Origin of the sequence: Parasphingorhabdus sp., from assembly GCF_039977335.1 — a bacterium.
In the GTDB taxonomy this organism is placed as follows: domain Bacteria; phylum Pseudomonadota; class Alphaproteobacteria; order Sphingomonadales; family Sphingomonadaceae; genus Parasphingorhabdus.
In genome coordinates this window covers 1,537,335-1,557,180 of the sequence record NZ_JBDWDI010000004.1, presented here as the reverse complement: position 1 = coordinate 1,557,180, position 19,846 = coordinate 1,537,335, and the positions used below count along the sequence as shown (strand labels likewise).

General features: G+C 54.8%; 19 protein-coding genes. 11 read left to right on the top strand and 8 right to left on the bottom strand.

The window, feature by feature from the left end; translation table 11 throughout:
* Window positions 1-6 precede the first annotated feature (6 nt).
* Window positions 7-660, bottom strand: a complete 654-nt coding sequence (locus tag ABJM21_RS14835) for a TetR/AcrR family transcriptional regulator (RefSeq protein WP_348300774.1) — start codon at window positions 658-660, stop codon at window positions 7-9.
* 133 nt (window positions 661-793) lie between these two features.
* Here ABJM21_RS14835 and ABJM21_RS14830 point away from each other — a divergent pair, with 133 nt between their 5' ends.
* The 3 genes from ABJM21_RS14830 to ABJM21_RS14820 are packed head-to-tail and all read left to right on the top strand — an operon-like array spanning window position 794 to window position 6,959.
* Window positions 794-2,293, top strand: coding sequence for a TolC family protein (locus tag ABJM21_RS14830; RefSeq protein ID WP_348382170.1), 1,500 nt, complete (start codon window positions 794-796; stop codon window positions 2,291-2,293).
* The gene (locus tag ABJM21_RS14825; protein WP_348300773.1) at window positions 2,293-3,717 is read left to right on the top strand and encodes an HlyD family efflux transporter periplasmic adaptor subunit; all 1,425 of its coding nucleotides are present in this window, start codon (window positions 2,293-2,295) and stop codon (window positions 3,715-3,717) included. The genes ABJM21_RS14830 and ABJM21_RS14825 overlap by 1 nt, the downstream gene beginning before the upstream one ends.
* Window positions 3,714-6,959 carry an efflux RND transporter permease subunit gene (locus tag ABJM21_RS14820; RefSeq protein WP_348300772.1) on the top strand — a complete coding sequence of 1,082 codons (3,246 nt, stop codon included), beginning with the start codon at window positions 3,714-3,716 and terminating at the stop codon, window positions 6,957-6,959. Before ABJM21_RS14825 ends, ABJM21_RS14820 begins: the two co-directional genes overlap by 4 nt.
* Before the next feature lie 9 nt (window positions 6,960-6,968).
* Here the strand turns inward: ABJM21_RS14820 and ABJM21_RS14815 are convergent, their stop codons facing one another.
* A complete protein-coding gene (locus ABJM21_RS14815; RefSeq protein WP_348376474.1) occupies window positions 6,969-7,778 on the bottom strand; it encodes a thioesterase family protein in 810 nt (269 codons plus the stop codon).
* Window positions 7,779-7,891: 113 nt separating this feature from the next.
* Here ABJM21_RS14815 and ABJM21_RS14810 point away from each other — a divergent pair, with 113 nt between their 5' ends.
* Entirely contained in the window at window positions 7,892-8,191 is a 300-nt protein-coding gene (locus ABJM21_RS14810; RefSeq protein ID WP_348300770.1) for an integration host factor subunit alpha, read from the top strand.
* A gap of 20 nt (window positions 8,192-8,211) precedes the next feature.
* Entirely contained in the window at window positions 8,212-8,592 is a 381-nt protein-coding gene (locus ABJM21_RS14805) for a MerR family transcriptional regulator (RefSeq protein WP_348300769.1), read from the top strand.
* Between the two features lie 97 nt (window positions 8,593-8,689).
* Here ABJM21_RS14805 and ABJM21_RS14800 read toward each other — a convergent pair whose 3' ends face one another.
* The gene (locus tag ABJM21_RS14800; RefSeq protein WP_348300768.1) at window positions 8,690-9,334 is read right to left on the bottom strand and encodes a hypothetical protein; all 645 of its coding nucleotides are present in this window, start codon (window positions 9,332-9,334) and stop codon (window positions 8,690-8,692) included.
* Window positions 9,335-9,427: 93 nt separating this feature from the next.
* Between ABJM21_RS14800 and ABJM21_RS14795 the strand changes: the two genes are divergently transcribed.
* Together ABJM21_RS14795 and ABJM21_RS14790 are read left to right on the top strand one after the other, a co-directional pair.
* Complete coding sequence (locus ABJM21_RS14795; protein WP_348300767.1) at window positions 9,428-9,838, top strand: helix-turn-helix domain-containing protein; 411 nt, start codon at window positions 9,428-9,430, stop codon at window positions 9,836-9,838.
* A 298-nt stretch (window positions 9,839-10,136) separates the two neighbouring features.
* Window positions 10,137-10,931 (top strand): C39 family peptidase, encoded by a 795-nt coding sequence (locus ABJM21_RS14790; RefSeq protein ID WP_348300766.1) that lies wholly within the window; start codon window positions 10,137-10,139, stop codon window positions 10,929-10,931.
* A 106-nt stretch (window positions 10,932-11,037) separates the two neighbouring features.
* Here ABJM21_RS14790 and ABJM21_RS14785 read toward each other — a convergent pair whose 3' ends face one another.
* From ABJM21_RS14785 to ABJM21_RS14775, 3 genes are read right to left on the bottom strand one after another with little or no spacing between them, the layout of a single operon-like run.
* Complete coding sequence (locus ABJM21_RS14785) at window positions 11,038-11,580, bottom strand: histidine phosphatase family protein (RefSeq protein ID WP_348300765.1); 543 nt, start codon at window positions 11,578-11,580, stop codon at window positions 11,038-11,040.
* Window positions 11,577-14,348: an ATP-dependent DNA helicase gene (locus tag ABJM21_RS14780; RefSeq protein ID WP_348300764.1), complete on the bottom strand. Its 2,772-nt coding sequence runs from the start codon at window positions 14,346-14,348 to the stop codon at window positions 11,577-11,579. Before ABJM21_RS14780 ends, ABJM21_RS14785 begins: the two co-directional genes overlap by 4 nt.
* Window positions 14,349-14,357: 9 nt before the next feature.
* The gene (locus ABJM21_RS14775) at window positions 14,358-14,939 is read right to left on the bottom strand and encodes an NnrU family protein (protein WP_348300763.1); all 582 of its coding nucleotides are present in this window, start codon (window positions 14,937-14,939) and stop codon (window positions 14,358-14,360) included.
* A 112-nt stretch (window positions 14,940-15,051) separates the two neighbouring features.
* Between ABJM21_RS14775 and ABJM21_RS14770 the strand changes: the two genes are divergently transcribed.
* The 3 genes from ABJM21_RS14770 to ABJM21_RS14760 are packed head-to-tail and all read left to right on the top strand — an operon-like array spanning window position 15,052 to window position 17,623.
* Complete coding sequence (locus tag ABJM21_RS14770) at window positions 15,052-16,647, top strand: lysine--tRNA ligase (protein WP_348300762.1); 1,596 nt, start codon at window positions 15,052-15,054, stop codon at window positions 16,645-16,647.
* Complete coding sequence (locus ABJM21_RS14765) at window positions 16,644-17,144, top strand: DUF3291 domain-containing protein (RefSeq protein ID WP_348300761.1); 501 nt, start codon at window positions 16,644-16,646, stop codon at window positions 17,142-17,144. Before ABJM21_RS14770 ends, ABJM21_RS14765 begins: the two co-directional genes overlap by 4 nt.
* Window positions 17,144-17,623 (top strand): asparaginase domain-containing protein, encoded by a 480-nt coding sequence (locus ABJM21_RS14760; protein ID WP_348300760.1) that lies wholly within the window; start codon window positions 17,144-17,146, stop codon window positions 17,621-17,623. Before ABJM21_RS14765 ends, ABJM21_RS14760 begins: the two co-directional genes overlap by 1 nt.
* On the opposite strand, the gene ABJM21_RS14755 is transcribed toward ABJM21_RS14760, so the two are convergent.
* Entirely contained in the window at window positions 17,610-18,566 is a 957-nt protein-coding gene (locus ABJM21_RS14755; protein WP_348300759.1) for a YeeE/YedE thiosulfate transporter family protein, read from the bottom strand. The genes ABJM21_RS14760 and ABJM21_RS14755 overlap by 14 nt on opposite strands.
* Window positions 18,567-19,121: a TetR/AcrR family transcriptional regulator gene (locus ABJM21_RS14750; RefSeq protein WP_348300758.1), complete on the bottom strand. Its 555-nt coding sequence runs from the start codon at window positions 19,119-19,121 to the stop codon at window positions 18,567-18,569. It abuts the gene before it with no gap.
* Between the two features lie 94 nt (window positions 19,122-19,215).
* On the opposite strand from ABJM21_RS14750, the gene ABJM21_RS14745 reads away from it, so the two are divergent.
* On the top strand, window positions 19,216-19,836 hold the full coding sequence (locus ABJM21_RS14745) for a glutathione S-transferase (protein ID WP_348300757.1): 621 nt from the start codon (window positions 19,216-19,218) through the stop codon (window positions 19,834-19,836).
* Window positions 19,837-19,846: the final 10 nt, after the last annotated feature.

The window sequence follows — 19,846 nt, the reverse complement described above, 5'->3', positions numbered from 1 at the left end:
TACCGATCAAAAATTGGCTCTGGGTTTGTGGATCAGCATCCAGGCATCGACGGCGCGTGTGGCGCGTTTTTCTTTGTCCGCAGCGGATAGCTTGAACTTATGGCCATAGCGTAGCAGTAAATCCATCCGGCCCATCACCAATCCGGCAAACATTTCTGTAGATGCGTCCAAATCATCACTTTGAATTTCACCTTTATCAACAGAGGCCTTCAAAAGAGCTTTAAGGCTCTCAGCCATTCGATGCGGCCCGTTTTTGAGGAACATCGTGCCAATTGCCGGATCGCGCGCCATTTCCGCAGCGAGCATCCGTTCTAGCCGAACCCTGTCTTCCCGCAACAGAAAGTCGAGCATGCCGAGTGCGGCGTGGAGTAAGATTTCGCGCAAGCTTTTCTCCGCCAAATTCTCCGGCACAAAATTTTCGCGCATATGGGCAACCTCTGTTTGAACCACTTGCCCGAACAGATTCTCTTTGTCCTTGAACCGGCTGTAAATTGTCACTTTGGAAACCTGCGCACGGGCTGCAATGGCTTCGATAGTGGCCGCTGAAAAACCATTGGTAAAAAATTCAACGCGCGCGGCTGCCAAGATATCAGCAATCTTGCGCTGGCTTGCTGGTCCGCCGGCCAAGCTATGTGCTTGATTAGTGTCCGTATCTGTCACGGCAATTCCCCTCTGTCATGCCTCTCTAGCAAAATGAACGCCAACGTACAAATAAAACGTTGACGTTCATTTATTTCGATGGCACTTTGGGAATGCTTAGTAGATTCTAAGCCGCTGAAACGGTGCCCCTATTGTGAAAAATCAACTTTCTAGAGCCTTTCTGTCGTCCGGCGCAGCTATGTTGCTGGCGAGCGGTTGTGTAAGTATGGCACCGGATTCGAAGGCACCAGAAATCGCTGCTGGAGTCCCGCAGGAATATAGCAAGGTCGATGCGAGCGGCGCTTATGAACCGGCGCAATGGTGGAGATCTTTTCAGGACCCGGTTCTCAATAGCTTGTTGGACGAAGCGCTCACCAAAAATCTCGACCTCGCTGAAGCGGCCGCCCGTTTGCGCGCGGCAGAAGCGCAAGCACGCGTGTCGAAAAGCGGTCTGTTCCCGCAAGTCAATGCCGACCTTGGCAGCAGCTATTCCGATACACCATCGGCCGGCACCGGATTTGGCGCAGCCGGCGGGGGGTCTCGGATCCAAGTTGAAAACTACACATCCGGTCTCGGCTTTTCTTATGAGGTCGACCTTTGGGGCCGACTGCGCGATGATGCGCGCGCAGGTCGCGCAGATGCCGAGGCTGCAGCCGCAGACCTGCAAGCCGCGCGCCTTGCCGTGATCGCCGAAACGATAACCAGCTATTTCGATATTGTGGATGTCCGCGATCAAATAGCGCTGACTACAAAGATTATCGATGTGCTGGGCGACCGGGTCGAGCAAACCGAAAATCGCTATCGCCGGGGTCTCGCGACGTCCTTCGAACTTTATCAAGTGCGTCAGGATTTCCGTAATATTCAGGCCGGATTGCCGCAGCGCGAACGCCAATTGACGGCGACCGAAGGCCAGCTGGCGGTACTGATCGGGCGCTATTCCAATAATATGGAACAGTTTCTCGGCCAGAAGCTATCGCCGCAGCTTGTCTTCACCTCCATTCCTTCCGGTTTGCCCATCGACTTGTTGGTGCAGCGGCCGGATATCAGCGCAGAAGGCCAGCGACTGGAATCGGCACGGTTTAATCTCGGTGCCCGCAAAGCGGAGCGTTTCCCATCGATCAGCCTGTCTGCTGGAACGGGAACACAGGCCGGAAACACATCGGGCCTGTTTGATATCTTTGACAAATGGGTACTGAATCTGGGCGCCAATCTGACCGCGCCGTTATTTCAGGGCGGCAGGATCAGGGCGAATATCGAAGCCGCGGATGCGCAATATGCACAGCAGGCGGCGGTTTATGCGCGGACGGTATTGACCGCTTATCAAGAAGTGGGCGCTGCCATCGAAGGCTATGAAGAAGAGCGGCAGCGCTATAGCTTTTTATTCTCTCAACTAGACGAAGCGACCGCGGCGGCACAGTTGCAATCGCGCCGGTTCGCGACGGGCGTCGGCAGCTATGTTGACTATCTTGATGCGCTGCGCGCGCAATATCAGGTGCAATCGGCCTTGTCTTCAGCGGCGCGTGACGTGGCATTGGCCCGCTTGGCAGTGCACCGCGCGCTTGGTGGAAGCTGGGACCAGACCGCTTCCTCAGCGCCCAATACCGACAATGATGATCCCAAGACCGGAGCATCAGACATTAAAGGAGACGAATAGTGCATCGGCAACGCGTCATTGGCGGCCTGATCCTGCTCGCAGCAATATTAATTGCGGCGCTGTTGATATTTCTGCGCGCCGGACCAGAGGAAAAGCCGCCGGAGGAAAATATTCCGCTGGTGCAGGCCGAGCCGCTCGAAATTCGCTCCGGCAATTTGATGGTACAAGGGTCCGGCACGGTTCGCGCGCGTGAAGAGTTGACGCTATCGGCAGAGGTTGCGGGCAAGCTGGTTTATGTCAATCCTGGCCTGCGCGAAGGTCAGAGTGTGGCGCGCGGCGCGACGCTGTTCCGGATCGATACATCGGATTATCGCAATGCTGTCCAGACCGCGCAGGCTGATGTGGCGTCCCAGAACGTTGCCGTCATGGAAGCGCGTGAGGAAGTGTCACTGGCAAAGGCAGAACTGGCTCGCTTTGAGCAACGGGGGGCCAGCAGCAGTGCCTATGCCAGCGTCGATGGCAGTGACTATGCGGCCCGGATATTGCCGCCCGAGACATTGACCAAAGGCCGAGGCACAAATGGCCAGCAAGCCAGCACATCAGCGCCAGCCAATGGGTTGGCGACTCGTGAACCGCAACTCCTGTCTGCGCGGGCAGCGCTCCGCCGGGCACAGGCGCAATTATCCGATGCGCAAACGGCGCTAAAGCGGACCACGGTGCGCGCGCCATTTTCCGGTGTCGTGCGGTCTGAGGAAATCGCGCTAGGCAGTTATGTGGCGCCAGGGCAATCACTTGGTTCCATGGTTGGCACGGCCGATTTTGAAGCGGTTATCCCGTTGTCGGAAAGTGAAGCGGCGCTGATTCCAGCGCTGTGGCGGCCCGGTAACAACCGGATCGAAGCATCGGTCTATTCTGATTATGGCGGGACGCGCTATCGTTGGCAGGCCTTTGTCGATCGCGCCAGCAGTGTTCTTAATCCGCAGACAAGAACGATAGATGTGTTCCTGCGCATCCCCAACCCGCTGCGCGGCGGGGCTCCAGCGGTGATCCAGAAAAAGGGACAGAAATCCGCAGGCGCATCGGGTGCACCGCCTTTATTTGTTGGCAGCTTTGTCGATGCCGAAATTACGGGCCGGGCATTGGATCAATATGCGGTGCTGCCACTGGCAGCGCTGCGCCCGGGCAACCAGATATGGCTGGTGCGGGACGGAAAATTGCGCATCGTCAAAGTGGATATATTCCAGCGAACCGATACGCAGGCATTGATCAGCACGGCTGGTCTGGGCGCAAAGCCGGTTGTGATTTTGGGAACATTGAAGACGGCCACGGACGGTCAGCAAGTGCGAATCGCCGAAGACAGAAAGGATGCTGCCGCAAAAACCAAGCCGGCGACCAAGAAATCAGGAAACGGCAAGGCAAAGGATAGCAAAGCGCCAACCCCAAAATCTGAATCCTCCAAATCCGGAGCTGATATAGCACAATGACCGAACCGGCAGATCAATCGGGTTCGCCGCCATCAGGGCCGGAAGTTCCCAGTAAAGAGGTGATGGAGCAGCGCGGCTTTGTCGCTTTCATGGCCCGCAACGGCGTGGCCGCGAATTTGTTGATGCTGTTCTTCTTCATTGCCGGCATCGCGTCTTTTGGCACGATCGTACAAGAGGTGTTTCCCGAAAACAGCCTCGACACGGTGCAGGTGAGTGTCGTCTACCCCGGTGCGACACCAGATGAAGTCGAGGAATCGATTGTCCAGAAAATCGAAGAATCGGTGGAAGCCGTGGACGGGGTCAAGAAAGTCACCGCCAGTGCCTATGAAGGGTCAGGCGCGGTTTCGGTTGAGCTTGAACTCGGCACAGATATTGACCGCGCATTGGATGATGTGAAGGCAGAGATCGACCAGATCCAAACCTTCCCTGACGAAGCGGAAGAGCCGGATGTACGCGAACTGACCACCAGACAAAGTGTCGTGCGAATTGCAATATTTGGTGATGTCTCGGAAACCGCGCTGAAAGAGGTCGCCTACCAACTGGAGGATTCACTCGCGGCGCTCGACGAGGTATCTTTTGTCGATACCAGCTCCATCCGCGATTATGAGCTGTCGATTGAAGTCCCGCAAAACACATTGCAGGCCTTTGGTTTGTCGCTCAACGATATCTCGCAAACCGTGGCGGCATCCAGCCTCGATAGCCCAGCCGGATCGATTGATACCGATACCGAGGAAGTGCGGGTGCGCACCATCGGACAGAATTACAACCAACAGAATTTCGAAGATATTGTGTTGGTCAGCAATGAAAACGGCACGTTGATAAGGCTGGGTCAGGTCGCCACGATCAAGGATGGTTTTGAAGATGCTGATCTGTTGCCGCTCTATAATGGCAAGCCGGTTGCTTTTGTTGAAGTCTTCCGGACCAGTGACGAGCGGGTGCTCGATGTGGCCGAAGCGGTTCGGGAGCATCTGGAGAGTGATTTTGCCGAAACACTTCCCGAAGGTGTTTCCTATGCGATCTGGAGCGACGATTCCGAACTGCTCAATGACCGCCTGAGCCTGCTCCTCAAAAATGCAGCGATCGGGCTGTTTTTGGTTCTGCTGTCGCTGACCTTGTTTCTTGATATTCGCCTAGCGATGTGGACCGCTGTGGGGATTGGTGTCACCTTTATCGGTGCGATTTATCTGCTTGATCTTGCCGGTTCGAGCATCAACATGTTCTCGCTATTCGGCTTCATCCTTGCCCTTGGTCTGGTGGTCGATGACGCAATTGTGGTGGGCGAGAATATCTATGCCCAGCGCGAAAATGGCCGCACGGGTTTGGGCGCGTCTATTACTGGTGCGCGCCGGGTCACGGTGCCGGTGATTTTCGCTGTGCTGACGACCGTTGCCGCTTTCTCGCCGCTATTTGCGATTGGCGGTGTGATCGGGAAGCTGGTGGCTGACATCCCGCTGGTGGTGATCGCCGTGCTTGCGCTGTCATTGATCGAATGCTTGCTCATCCTGCCTTATCATCTGAGTCATTTGCCAGCCCCTGGAACGCCCAACCTGAACATTGTCACACGGTTTTTTGAACGCGTACAGGCTAAGGTTGATAAACATTATCAGGCGTTCGTCGATGGACCGCTGGATCGCGCGCTCAATTTCTCGCTTCGGATGCCCTATGTCATCGTTGCCGGTTCGGTTGCAATATTGATCCTGTTCGCTTCGTTCATCCCTGCCGGGATTATCAAAGTCGGTTTTTTCCCATCGGTAGAGGCCGATGTGGTTACTGCCAGTCTCGAAATGCCCGCCGGAACCACCATTGGGCAGACCGAGAAAATCGCGCGACTGATCGAGGAGGGCGGGCGCAAAGCCTATGCAGAATATGAAGCGCAACAGGAAGATGATGAACCCTCACCGCTGCGCGGAATATTTACCAGCGTCGGGCAGGCAGCAGCAGACGGCGGTCCGGAACCCAGTGGCGGCACTTTGGCATCTAATCTCGCCAGTGTGCAGTTTAGTTTCGTGCCTGGGGATCAGCGGACACTAGATGCCAAAGCGTTTGAGAGTGCGTGGCGGGATACGGTGGGTCCGCTTGTCGAAGTGCGATCGCTTGTTTTTGCGTCCGAACTGATTTCGGTTGGCGCGCCCGTCAACGTGCAGCTGTCTGATCCCGATCCAGCGATAGTAAACGCAGCCTCGGCGCAGCTTATGGAAGAATTGGCCCGCTTTTCCGGCGTGTTTGATATTGAAACCGATCAGGACGAAGGCTTGCAGGAAATTCAGCTACGGCTGAAGCCAGCTGCGCGAACGCTGGGTGTGACCTTGCAGGATGTGGCGCTACAAGTGCGCGCCGCCTTTTTCGGTAGCGAAGCGCTGCGTGTTCAGCGCGGGCGGGAAGATGTGCGAGTCTATATCCGCTTGCCCGAAGAAGAACGCAATTCGATTACTGATGTCGAGCGTTTCCGAGTCCGTGTGCCGGGCGGTGAAGTCGCGCTAGCAACGCTGGCCGACGTGTCTTTTGGCGAAGCGCCGTCGATTATTCGCCGGACAGATGGCCGCAGGGTAACGACGATAACCGCTGATCTAGACGATGACGTGGTTACGGGGCAGGAAATTGCCGATGCTTTGAACAATGACATCATGCCGCAGCTACAGGCCGATTATCCGCAGCTTTTATATACGCTGGGCGGAGAACAGGAAGAACAGGCCGAGTCGTTTGGCGACCTGACCACCGCGTTCCTCTTCGCGCTTCTGGCTATCTATGCGCTGCTCGCCATTCCTTTCCGGTCCTATGTGCAGCCGCTAATCATCATGGCGGTTATTCCGTTCGGTATCATTGGAGCACTGATCGGGCATATCCTGCTTGGACTACAGTTGGTGGTGTTGAGTATATTCGGGATTATCGCCTTGTCGGGTGTGATCGTAAACGGCTCGCTGGTGATGATCGATTTCATCAACGAGAATCTGCGCAGCGGCATGCCAATAGAAGAGGCAATATTGAAGGGAGCAAAATCCCGTTTCCGGCCGATAATGCTGACCTCGCTCACGACCTTTCTGGGCGTCGCGCCGATCACGTTTGAAACCAGCCTTCAAGCGCAGTTCTTGATCCCGATGTCGGCTAGCCTGGGCTTTGGTGTGCTGTTCGGTGCGTTCATCTTGCAGCTATTGATACCGGCACTGGCACTGCTCGAACATCGCGGCAAGCAAAGGCTTCAGACAATGTTCGCTAACCGGCGGAAAGCGCTGACTGAAAGCTGATATTTCTAATCAGGCGTAATAGGCAACGCTTTGCATGCCGGTCGCGATCAATTGCTGGTCGCTGTTCCAGATGCTCATAAACTGGCTGCTGGCACCATGATCGGCATGATGGGTCTGCGAATCGATGAGCCACCATCCGTCCTGAGTGGTAGGGTGGTCAGCGATCACATTGACCTGCCAGTTCATCGAACTGACCATCGCGTTTTTATCGAGCAGCCCCATGATCGAGGGCGGCAGGCTGTCACCCATGCAGAGAATTTCTGCCATCGGATCGAGGCCATCGCGGTCAGCCAGCCGCATCCAGCGTGTTAGCCGGTTGGTCTTGATACTGGTATCAATCCGCTTCCCGACAAATTCCATTTTTGAAGTGAAAAACTGTTCCGGTCCGCTGTGCAACTCTTCGTCTTTGGGTAGCGGCGGAAAATCAGGTGGCGTCATGTCATGGGTTTTGACTTCCGTTTCGCGCTTGCTCGCAAAGATGAAGTTGCAGTGCAGGCCGAGTCCCTTGTCGCCAAATAGTTCGGACTGGACAAAAGCAGTATTGCGGCCCCGGCGGAGCATTTTCGTCTCAGCGGTGAGCGCGCCAAATAGCGGCCCAGTAAAGGCAATCTGCGCCGAGCGAAGGCCGGGTAGACCATCCTCAATATGACTCGCTGCATGATAGGCCAGCGTTGCTGACAGCCCGCCAAAGGCGGTGCGTCCTTGCGTCCATCCTTGCGGCAGTGTGATCGGATTGGCTTCTCCGCCCGGTCCACATTGGTTCAGAAGGTCGGCTAAGGTCACCATTTTATCGGTATTTTGGGTCATCTGATCGGTCATAAAATCGACTTATCGCGAGAAACAATCGAAATCTACTGTTAAGATTTACATATTTCCCAACTTGCTCTATGTGATATGTAGGGTTTTCAATCTCTTACTAGGAGATATTTTAGATGAGCTACAGCAGTACTCTTACGCGTGCCGATCTTTCTGATACTATGAATCGCCAGGTTGGCCTGTCGCGCGCCGATAGCGCTGTGATGGTTGAGTCGATTTTGGATCACATGATTGGCGCGCTGATCAACGGGGAAAATGTGAAAATTTCTGGATTCGGCACCTTCGTTCTGCGCGACAAAGGCGAGCGTACTGGTCGTAATCCCAAAACCGGTGTGGAAGTACCCATTGCTCCTCGCCGCGTACTGACTTTCCGCGCCAGCCAGACAATGCGCGACCGCATTATCGCGGCCGGGTAAGCTGAAAGGTCGAGTATAGTATGACCAAAGACAGCGGCGCATTCCGAACCATTGGAGAGCTCTCCAAAGAGCTCAACATTAAGCCGCATATTTTGCGCTATTGGGAAGACCAGTTTGGGATGCTTCAGCCGCTGAAGCGCGCTGGCTCACGTCGGCATTATCGGCCCGAAGATGTTACTATGGTTAAGACGATCAACCGCCTGCTCAACGAAGAAGGCTATACCATCAAAGGTGCGCGTAAATTCCTGACATCCCACAAGGCGAAGTCCGGTGCTGCAGCGAGTCAGCCAGCCGCATCCGCGCCACCAGTGGCCGCAAGTGTCAAAGACGATAGTGGTGTGATGCTCAAAGAGCTGAAAACCATTCGTGACCGGTTATCGAGTGCGCTGAGTCAGGCGTAGCTGAACACAGCTAATCTATCGCTTCGTAACGGTTGAATCTGAAATCCGCTTCATCCCGAAAGCGGGCGTCAGCGAGGCATGGGAATTATCGCAGTTCTTAGCAAACATCTGCATCCTGTTTTTCCAGACAGCGCCGGGAACTCGAAAAGAACGCCATCGAAGTTACAATCAGTGCCAATATGAAGATTGGCACTTCTCCTCCGGGAAGGTGAAGTGCTTGCACTAGCAGCCGATCATGGCTCTTGATACTGGCCCATTTGTGCAGTGATGCTTCGGCGAATTCTTTTGTCGCAAAAAGATCAACAAGATCGCGACGACTTCGGTACCGCACAATCACGATGCGATCCCAATCACCATTGGCTTGATCTGACCAGCTGCTCCCAAAGACCGGATGAGAGCCCCGCACCGCCATTAGTTTAATCATTACCGAGCTGAAACGGTCATAGGCCTCTTCACCCGATCCAGTTAGGCCCAGTGCTGCTGGATAATCAGCAACATCGTGAAACTTATACAAATTCACCGTATAGATAGGACGGCCGTCATCTTCGTTCAGAAATTTTCTCAAAGCGGGCAGGTCATGACGGCCACCTGGATTCTGTGATTGGGCTTCGATGCGGTTCATATAGTCATCGACATCCGCGTCTGTCAGCCGACTCGCACTCCATTGGTACCAATATATCAACGCCAAAAAAACCGCTCCGCCAGCTAACGCACTAATTCCAATTCGTTTGACGATGTTCATGATCAACCTTCCGCCGAATCCAATTGCATTTTGCAAGTACTCTATTCAGTAAAGTAATTGCATTTTGCAAGTTCTTTTTCTAACATCGCTCACATGATACGAAATTCTGATGTTTGTCGTTCAAACTGCCCGATCAACTTTGTCCTTGAAACATTCGGTGATCGCTGGACGCTGCTTATCGTACGGGACCTCATGTTTAAGGGTAAGCAGACCTATGGTGGTTTTCTGGAATCGGAGGAGCAAATATCCACTAATATTCTGGCTGATCGGCTGCGCCGACTAGAGGCGCACGAAATTGTTCGAAAAACAGTGGCAAAGGATAATCGATCCAAGTTGATTTACCGTTTCACTGACAAAGGAAAGGACTTGATCCCTATCATGCTTGAGGTCACGGCATGGAGCGCGAAACATGACAGTCAATCCAACGCACCTGCCACATTCCTGAGCGATTATGAAAGTGGGCGAGAACAGATGATTGCGGCAGTTCGGGCAAATCTAGACTAAGCCACCGTAACGCCATGGTAGTATATCTGACGTCCGCTTTTGCGCCCAAAGCGGACATTGGAAATGGAGCTCAGATAGTTATGATCCCTTCCGGAGGTCGAGCACAAAAAATTCAAGCCGCATCGACTTGGGTAGATCAAATGCTGTGTATTAGTCGCACTATGAGTTAACCATCTATACCCCACGTGTCCTGATCATGCCGTCTTTATCAACCTTTTGCCAAGATATCCTGTATAAGTTGCCGAGGTTAGATCTAATAATCGCCTACGCAGGCGAGGCAGAGGGAAAAGGGAGCATCATGTCGTTCAGTGAACACTCTTTGACCTTGTTCGGTTTAACGCTCGGCTTGATTGCCTTGCCTTCCTGCGCGCTGCTGGAAACGCTTCCAACGGAAAACCTTGAATATGTAGACGCAATTCCGGATGTCCCACAAACCAGTGCCAAAGGATTGAACTTCGGCGACGGACAGCAGTTTTGCGGTCCTGCTTCTGCCGCAAATGCGTTGAGCTGGCTTGTTGGTGAGCCGGATAAGGCACGGGTCACAATGCTGAAACTCGCTTCCAATGACTATATGAATACGAGCCTTAAGAACGGGACCGGCCTCGATGGGTTTATTTTCGGGGTTGATCGTTTCGCGCGGGAAAATTTTAGGGCCTATAAGCGATTGCAGCGACGAGGCTGGCGCCATCTGTCAGATGGTTATGAGCGCTTTGACAGTGACAAGCTGATCTCAGTTGACTGGCTTGCGGCCGGTGTCAGCAATCGTTCTGCAGTTTGGCTAAATATCGGCTGGTATGTTCATACCGAAGAGGAAGATCGCTACAGGCGGATCGGTGGGCATTGGGTCACACTGGTTGGCTATGATTTCAATAGAGACAGTCAATTTGTCATTCATGATCCTTCGCCGCGTGCTGGTAGTGGCTTAAAAAACCATAAGATAACGGTGTCACCGATTGCTACAGGTGGCTTGACCGGTGACAAGAAATCAATGCCCGGAACAGCCGTTGGGCTTCTCAAAATAGACGAGGGGATATTAATGAAACCGGGCGCCGATACCGCAATCATTGATGCTGCTGTACGATTGGATCTATAGTTAGCTTTTTGTACCAGCGATGTAGAGAATCGTTGTATAGAAACTCAGAAAATCAACATATGATATTATAACCGCTTTTGCATCCAAAGCAGATTTAATCGTTCCGCTAAACATAGTCCGGCCCGAGTTCGGGGTCCAAATCACGTGGCCGGGTAAACCGGCTCAATGTACCGCAGCTGTCTTTAATGTCTGACCAGTTCTCAATGTTAAGACTGAGTTCGGCCAATGCAGCTGTCGGATATTTGACCTCCACTGCACCGCGCGCTTCGGATGAGCCATCGTCGGGGACAAGATCGAAGATCAAGTCTTCGAGGCCGGGGTTATGCCCGACCATCAGGACATGGTTCGCATCGGCATTCGCACCTCGGAGCACATCCATCAAAGTCACCGAAGAGGCGAGATAGATTTTGCGGTCCCATTGCGGTTCAAAAGATAGGCCGCTGGCGGGTTCCACATGCTCTAGTGTTTCGATGACCCGGACGGCTGGAGAGGCGAGGACTTGATCAAAGGCCAGATCATTGCGCTTTACAAACTTGCCCATGATCGCGGCGGCGCGCTTGCCTTTTTCGTTGAGCGGTCGGTCAAAATCACGTGCTACAGGGTCATCCCAACTTGATTTTGCGTGCCGTAAAAGTGTCAGTCTTTTCATATACCGCCCGATTTATCCCGCATTTTATCCCTCAGCGCAGCGTCATGCCCGAAAGATATGTCAGGGGAAAGACTGGATTGCACAGTTTTGGATTTAGCCGCTTTTATTTCGGCCAATGCTTGGGCGAGCGGCATGCGTTCCACCGGTGTGCCTTCCGGAAACGCCGTCAGCAACCGGGATGGGAAAGCGGATGACAGGATCACGAAATGGCCATGATCATCGGCGCGGCGGATGATCCGGCCAAAGGCTTGGGCGAGTCGCGCGCGGATGATGCGATCATCATAGGCGGTGCCTCCGCCTGCCAGTTTGCGAGCCTTGTGCAATATATCGGGACGCGGCCAGGGGACCGATTCCATCACCACGAGGCGCAGGCTTCGTCCGGGCACATCGACGCCGTCGCGCAAGGCATCGGTGCCGAGCAAGCTGGCCTTTGGATCATCGCGAAAAATATCCACCAGCGTGCCGGTATCGATCGGATCAACATGTTGCGCGTAGATGGGCAAGCCGCTTTGCGCCATGCGGTCGGCAATGCGAGCATAAACAGTGCGTAGCCTCCGGATGGCGGTGAAGAGGCCGAGCGTGCCGCCGCCGGACGCTTCGATCAGTTGCGCATAGGCACCGGCCAGTCCCGCCATATTGCCGCGTTTTACATCGGTGACGATGATGACTTTGGCTTGCTCTGCATAGTTGAACGGGCTTGGTACCTCAAATTCCTGTACTGCCTGGTCGAGATGCACCGCGCCGCTACGCGCCCGTGCCGTCTCCCAATTACCCCCGCCTTTCAGCGTGGCCGATGTGATCATCAAGCCGTGGGCGGGTTTCGTGACGACCTCTGTCACCGGTATGGTCGGGTCGAGCCAGTGGCGGCAGATACCTATATCATATTCGCGGCCCTCAAACCGGTCGATCATCAACCAATCGACAAAATCGGGATCAGCCGGACCGCCAATGCGCGACAATAAAGAGAGCCAGCCGGACAAGGTGTCGCAGCGCCAACCGAGGCTCGACAAGGCCCCTTCCATGCGCGCTCGCGCGGGCCCGTCCATCCAGTCCGGGCCTTCCTCGATCAGATGCTCGATCCGTTGGCCAAGCCGGACCAGCGGCTTGAGCAAAGCGTCAATCGCTTGCGCAGCAGACGCAACAGCATCGATCATCGGGCCTTCAACATCGGTAAGTTCGGTTTCCAGCCCATAGCCGGCATCCGCGCTCTGGCTTTCGTCGCGGGCAAAAACCATATGGCGCACTTCGCCGAGCAGGGCTTCGACTGGGCCGAAGGGCTCGCTTTCGGACAGGCGTTGCAACCAGCCATCGCTAGGCAGCGATTCCGCAGCATGGCGGGCGCTTTCAATCGCACGGCCGCCTTCGTCATCATAAGAGGCGAGGTCGGCGAGACGCGCGGCGAGGCCCCGTCGCCGTCCACGGTTCTTGCTTTCAGGGCCGATTACCCAGCGGCGAATTTCGATGGCTTCTTGCCCGGACAGACGCGCGGCAAACATGGAATCTGCGGCGTCGAATAGATGATGACCTTCATCGAAAATCAAACGTGTTGGGGCGTTCTGTTGTTCGCGTCCGCGGGCGGCGTTGACCATGACCAGAGCGTGATTGGCGATGACGATATCGGCCTGTTGGCTGGCACGCGCTGATTTTTCGATGAAGCATTTGCGGTAATGGGGACAGCCCGCATAGACGCATTCACCGCGCCGGTCGGTTAGCGCGGTAGCTCCGTTGCGGCGGAATAAGGTTGTCAACCAACCGGGCAGGTCGCCGCCGACCATATCGCCATCTTTCGAATAGGCCGCCCAGCGCGCGACCAGATGCGCCAGGATTGCTGCCCGTCCGGCAAAGCCGCCTTGCAGCGCATCTTCCAGATTGAGCAGGCAGAGGTAATTTTCACGGCCTTTACGAACCACGACTTTCTTGCGGAAGGTTTCCTCGTCGGGATAGATACGCCGGGTTTCGCGGTCGAGCTGGCGCTGAAGCGCTTTGGTAAAAGTAGAAATCCAGACCGCACCGCCCGCCTCCGCCGCCCAAAGCGACGCGGGTGCCAGATAGCCTAAAGTCTTGCCAATGCCGGTACCCGCCTCGGCCAGCAGCATATTGGGCGCGCCCTTTACGCGGCGCGGATTGAATATTTTGGCAACCGCGGCGGCATAGCTTTTCTGGCCCGCTCGCTCCTCCGATCCCTGACCGGTCAGGCTGCCAAGCTGGGTCAGTGTTGCGCTCTCGTCCATCGTTATGGATCGCGGAGCCGGGCGCGGGGTTTCTTCTTCCCATTCTTCGAGTTTGGAAAACAGCCAGCGTTCCGCCTCGGCGGGTTTGTTCAGCCGTTTGGATACTTCTCCCGCCCATGGCCAGCGCAGCCGATACATGGCCTGCGCGCTGCTCCAGGCGCCTTCGCGTTCCGGCCAATGCGGCGCTTGCAACCCAGTCAATAGATGCTCGGCCGCCATTCGATAGAGTTTGGCAATATCCGCCTCTTGTTCGGCGGGTTTCAATCCCAATGACTTGGCCAGACCAGCCGGGGTCGGAACCACAAATTGCGCCGGATGGATGAACGCAAATAGCTCCAACAGGTCCAGACCGGATAGATCAGGATAGCCCAATCGCTGCCCCATAAGTGGCGCGTTGAGCAAGATATGCGGGGTTTCGGCGACACAGCCAATCGCCTCACCCTTGCCAATCGCGCGGGACACGCCATCGCTGCCGCAAATCCAGATGCCGCTATGGCTGGCATGCAGCGCGGGATAGGGGAGGGTAAGATCAGTCAAATGTTACAATCATCCGGGCGCGTTGGGACCTGCCAAGGCCACGCCGGCATAGAAACGATGCATGCCGAACAAGACCGCGTAAAGTACCAGCGCTATGCCAAGGCCCAAGACCTCACGGCCGACAGTGGCGGTTTCGGTTGGCTTCACCCAAGCGCCTTCGTTTCGGGACACGGTGAAAATCGAGATCAACGCCCACAGGCCCAGACCACCAAATAATACCACCGACCTACTGTCACCATTGGCCAGTAAATGCCCCCCGGCCCAGACCAGCATGCCGGTCAACATCGGGTGGCGGATAAACTGTTTAATCTGGGATTTGCCTTGCGCCGCCCCAAAGAGGAAAATCGCAAAGACCATGAGCAGCATATTCAGATGCCGGGCCCAAGTCGGCGGGTCATAGACAAATTCATATTGTGCCGTGCGCCAGCCATAGATCATCAACGCTATCGCAGCGACGATCAGCAAAGCCACCAGCCCCTGATGCGGGCCTTCTCCAATCTTTGTGCGTATGTTGGTTCTCAGGCCCGGAGCCACCGATTTGACGAGATGAACGATGCTCCAGAGCAACACGCCCGCGATCAATGCACCCATTTGAAATCTCCTGTTTTTGTGCTGTTCTAACTTGCTATAGACGGTAATGCCACTATTGGCGCAGAACCAAGAAAAATAAACGACCTAATTGATTGAACAGGACTATCTCATCGTGACCGATTATCGTGAAGCAGCACAGCAATCCAAAGCATGGCCTTTTGAAGAAGCCCGCAAATTGCTCAAACGCTATCGCGGTGAGCGCGGCGCACCTGCGCCTAAGACCGGCCCCGATGGTGAAATTGAGCCCATGTTGTTCGAAACCGGCTATGGTCCATCCGGCTTGCCGCATATCGGTACATTCAACGAAGTGTTGCGCACCACCATGGTGCGGCGTGCCTATGAGACGTTGACGGGTAACCCGACGCGGCTGATTGCCTTTTCCGATGATATGGATGGCTTTCGCAAAGTGCCGACCAATGTTCCTAATCAGGATATGCTGGCCGAGCATCTCCACAAGCCATTGACGCAGGTACCGAACCCCTTCGACACGGAATATGAGAGCTTTGCAGCGCATAATAATGCGATGCTGCGTGATTTTCTCGATCGCTTCGGCTTTGATTACGAGTTCATGTCCTCGACTGAGCAATATCAAAGCGGTGCTTTTGATGAGACGTTGAAGCTCGTGCTGGCGCGTAATCAGCAGATATTGGATATCATGCTGCCAACTCTCGGCAAGGAACGTCAGGCAACCTATTCGCCGATCCTGCCGATTAGTCCGAAAACCGGCCATGTCTTGCAGGTGCCTGTTGAGATTGTCGACGCGGAAGCGGGCATTGTCCGGTTTGAAGATGACGGTGAAATGATTGAGCACAATGCCCTTACCGGCGGTGCAAAGCTACAATGGAAAGTCGACTGGGCAATGCGCTGGGTGGCTTTGGGCGTCGACTATGAAATGTATGGCAAGGACCTGACTGACAGCGGCGTGCAGTCGGGCAAGATTGCCAAGGTACTCGGCGCGCGCAAGCCCGACGGGCTCATCTACGAGATGTTCCTTGATGAAAAAGGCGAGAAGATTTCCAAATCGAAGGGCAATGGCCTGAGCCTCGACGAGTGGTTGCGCTATGGCTCTGAAAACAGCCTCGCTTTCTATATTTACCGCGAACCGAAATCCGCCAAGCAGCTCCATATGGGCGTGATCCCAAAAGCCGTGGACGAATATTTTCAGTTCAGGGCTAACTGGCATGATCAAGCGCCGGACAAACAGCTCGGTAACGCTGCGCACCATGTTCACGGCGGCGATGTGCCCGAGGATATTATTCCGGTGACCTTCGGATTGCTTCTCAATCTTGTTGGTGTGATGGGTGATGCGGATCGCGAACAAATCTGGGGTTATTTGCGGCAATATGCACCGGATGCGACGCCGGAAAAATATCCTGATCTGAATGAGTTGATCGGCAACGCCATGGCCTATCATAAAGATTTTATCGCGCCGACGCTGCATCGCCGGAAGCCGGAAGGCGTCGAAGTCGCAGCGTTGGAAAGGCTTGATAGCGAGCTGGGCGCATTGCCGGATGATGCGCCTGCCGAAGATATCCAGACGATCGTTTATACGATCGGCAAAGAGGGCGGGTTCGATAACCTGCGCGACTGGTTCAAGGCGCTTTATGAAACCCTACTCGGCAGCTCGCAGGGACCACGCATGGGCAGCTTTATTGCTCTCTATGGCGTTGACAACACGCGCAAGCTGATCGCGGAGGCCCTGTTATGAGTAGCGGCATCAGTGGCTATCATCTCGCACAGATTAATATCCTGCGCTTCAAGCGGGAGAAAGACCATCCGGCCAACGCTGACTTTATGGATGCTCTCGATCCGGTAAACGCACTGGCGGACGAGGCACCGGGATTTATCTGGCGGTTGGTGGGAGAGGGCAATGATGCTGTCGATATTGATCCGGTTCCGGACGATCCGCGTCTGGCCGTAAATATGTCGGTCTGGGAAGATGTCCAGTCACTGGGTGACTTCGTTTACAAAAACCCCGAGCATCTTGCGATCATGCGCCGCCGCAAAGAATGGGCGGAGCACATTGAGGCTTATCAGGCCTTATGGTGGGTTCCGATTGGCCATGTTCCATCGGTGGAAGAAGGTTTGGAGAAAATCGAATTGCTGGAACAAAATGGTGCATCGGCAGATGCCTTCACCTTTCGCCAGCCGTTTGATGCTCCGGACGGGACGCCTGCCATACCTGTGCTGGATGAATGCGCCTGATGATCGATATTTTCACCACCGGCGGCACGATCGACAAGATCTATTTCGATGCATTATCGGAATATCATATCGGCCCGACTCCCTTGCCGGATATATTGGCGGAAAATAATGTCTATGTTCCGCACCGGGTGACGCAGTTGATGCGCAAGGACAGTTTGGAACTCACGAATGACGATCGTCAGGCGATCCATGATGCCGTGGCGGCCAGCGATGCCGACAAGATACTCGTGACTCATGGCACCGATACTATGGTGCAAACCGGGATGGTACTGGCGGATATCACGGATAAGACCATTGTGCTAACGGGTGCAATGCAGCCAGCAACTCTACGCAATAGCGATGCCGAATTTAATGTCGGCTTTGCATTGGCTGCGACGCAAACATTACCGCATGGGGTTTATATCGCGATGAACGGCGAGGTATTCGATCCCGCGAGCACCAAAAAGGATCGCGACGCGCACCGCTTCATTCGTGCGTAGGTTTTTTGAACAACGGACTCTGGGCAAGGGCTTTTGTTGCATAGGGCATAGCCACCAGCAGCACTGCAATGGTAGCGATCATCACCAGATAAGCCACCGCGCCATAAAGCGTCAGTCCGGGCGCGGTCCACAGCAGCAAAACATCATTGCCGCCCGGGACGGCAGCTGCACCAATACCCATCAGGAAGCCACCAATCAGATTGGCAGCGGCCAGCTTCCACGTCCCGAATTGCGGGTGAAATTTGTTTTTGAGCCAGCTGCTGAAAACCGCACCGGCGAATAAGGCCATGACTGCTAGCTCGACGGTCATGCCAACAGACAGGCCCTGTCCAGCGAGCAGGCTGTTGAGTACCGCCGCGTAGGACCATTCCGGGCGCGTGCCATAGATCAGAGCGGCTGTGATTCCGATGGTGAGCAAGGCGAGCATCGCCATGTTGCGCTTGATGATGATGAGCCAGAGACTGAGCAGAGACAGGACCGCAAAACCGAGCAGCACACCCTGTTTGAAAATACTGTCTTCGATCGCGGTCCGTCCAATGGTCACCACCGGACCAAAGGGGTTAAGTGTTTCAACGCGTAGCAACAACATGGCGAGTGCCAGGCCAACAAAGGTCAATACATAGCTGAACTTGCCCGCCCCGATATAGCCGACCGTGCCAACAAAACAGCCGCGATTGATGAGCGCACCCACGCCCATGATCGCCGCGCCGAAGAACAGTTGCCAGCCAATTTCTATATCGACCGGAATATGCGCGCGTCCGGAATATTGCAGAAGCAGAAACAGCACCAGCCCCGCCCATGAAGCAACGATGAGCAAGCCGAACAGCCAGTCCATCTTGCCGTTATGGATCCAGCGCATGGTGGCCGCAACCGTGCAGGTCGCGGCGCGTACCAAGGCAAAGCCGAGCAGAAAAGCCAGCGGAATGATGAGGAACGCCGTCACCTAAATGCCGCTCTTTTCAGCCAAGCCCTCGGCAACCTCATCAAGATAGCGCGCATCGCCCATTGCGACGGAGAGGATCATCGCGCCCTGCAAGGCCGCAATGATGTGAGAGGCATTGAGATTTGTGGCCGGTTCTGTTCCCGCCAAAGCCGTTTCCGTCCATGTCATCAACCGTGTGAAATAGCTGTTCACCGACTCTTGTACAGCTGGCGGCAATTGCGGGCTGACCGACCCTAGGACGGCGCATAGGCAGCTGCTTTCTCCCTCGGCATAAGCGGCGCGATAGGCCCCGACCAGTCGGGTGAGCCGATCCTTTGCCGTATCACCCACTGCATCGGGCGCGCCCAGACTATCCAGCAAATTTTCAGTATAACGCTCGACTACTGCCTTGCCGAGATCTTCCTTGTGCGGGAAATGATAGTGCACGGACGCGCTTTTCATATCCAGCGCAGCAGCAATGTCGCGAAAGCTAATCCCGGCAAAGCCGCCCTGCCGATAGCCGCGTTCTGCAATATCCAATATCTGATCGCGCTTGCTAATCGTGTCTGCTCCCACCTGTTTGTTTACCTATCACAAGATAGGGGTTGATCAAGTGTGATTCCAGTGATACCTACCTACCGATAGGTAATTAACAAGAAAGGTACCTACTATGAAGATTTATGATTTTGAAGGTTTCCCCAATCCCGCCCGCGTTCGCATTGCGCTCAAAGAAAAAGGCCTGTTTGATCAGGTGGAGTTTATTTCGATCAATGTTCCTGAAGGCGAACATCGCAAGCCCGAGTTTCTGGAAAAGAACCCGTCAGCAGCTGTACCTGTCCTGGAACTGGAAGACGGCACCACCATTTCCGAATGTAGCGCGATCACCGAATATCTTGATAATCTGACTGATGAGCAGGACCTTACCGGCAAGTCACCAAAGGAACGCGGCGTGATTGCGATGATGCAGCGCCGGACCGAGGCAGGATTGCTTGATGCAGTTGGTGCCTATTTCCATCACGCTACGCCCGGACTGGGCCCTGATATAGAAACCTATCAGAATGCTGAATGGGGCAGCAAACAGGGTGAGCGTGCGGTTGCGACCATGCGCTATCTCGATGGCGTATTGGCTGACCAACCCTATGTCGCTGGCGACGAATTCTCGGTTGCTGATATCACTGCCTTTGCCGGTCTTGGCTTTGCCGATTTTGCCGGTGTGGAAACCCCATCCGATTGCAAAAATCTTGCGCAATGGCGTGCAAAGGTCGAAACACGCCCGAGCATTGCTGGCTAGACGGAGACTT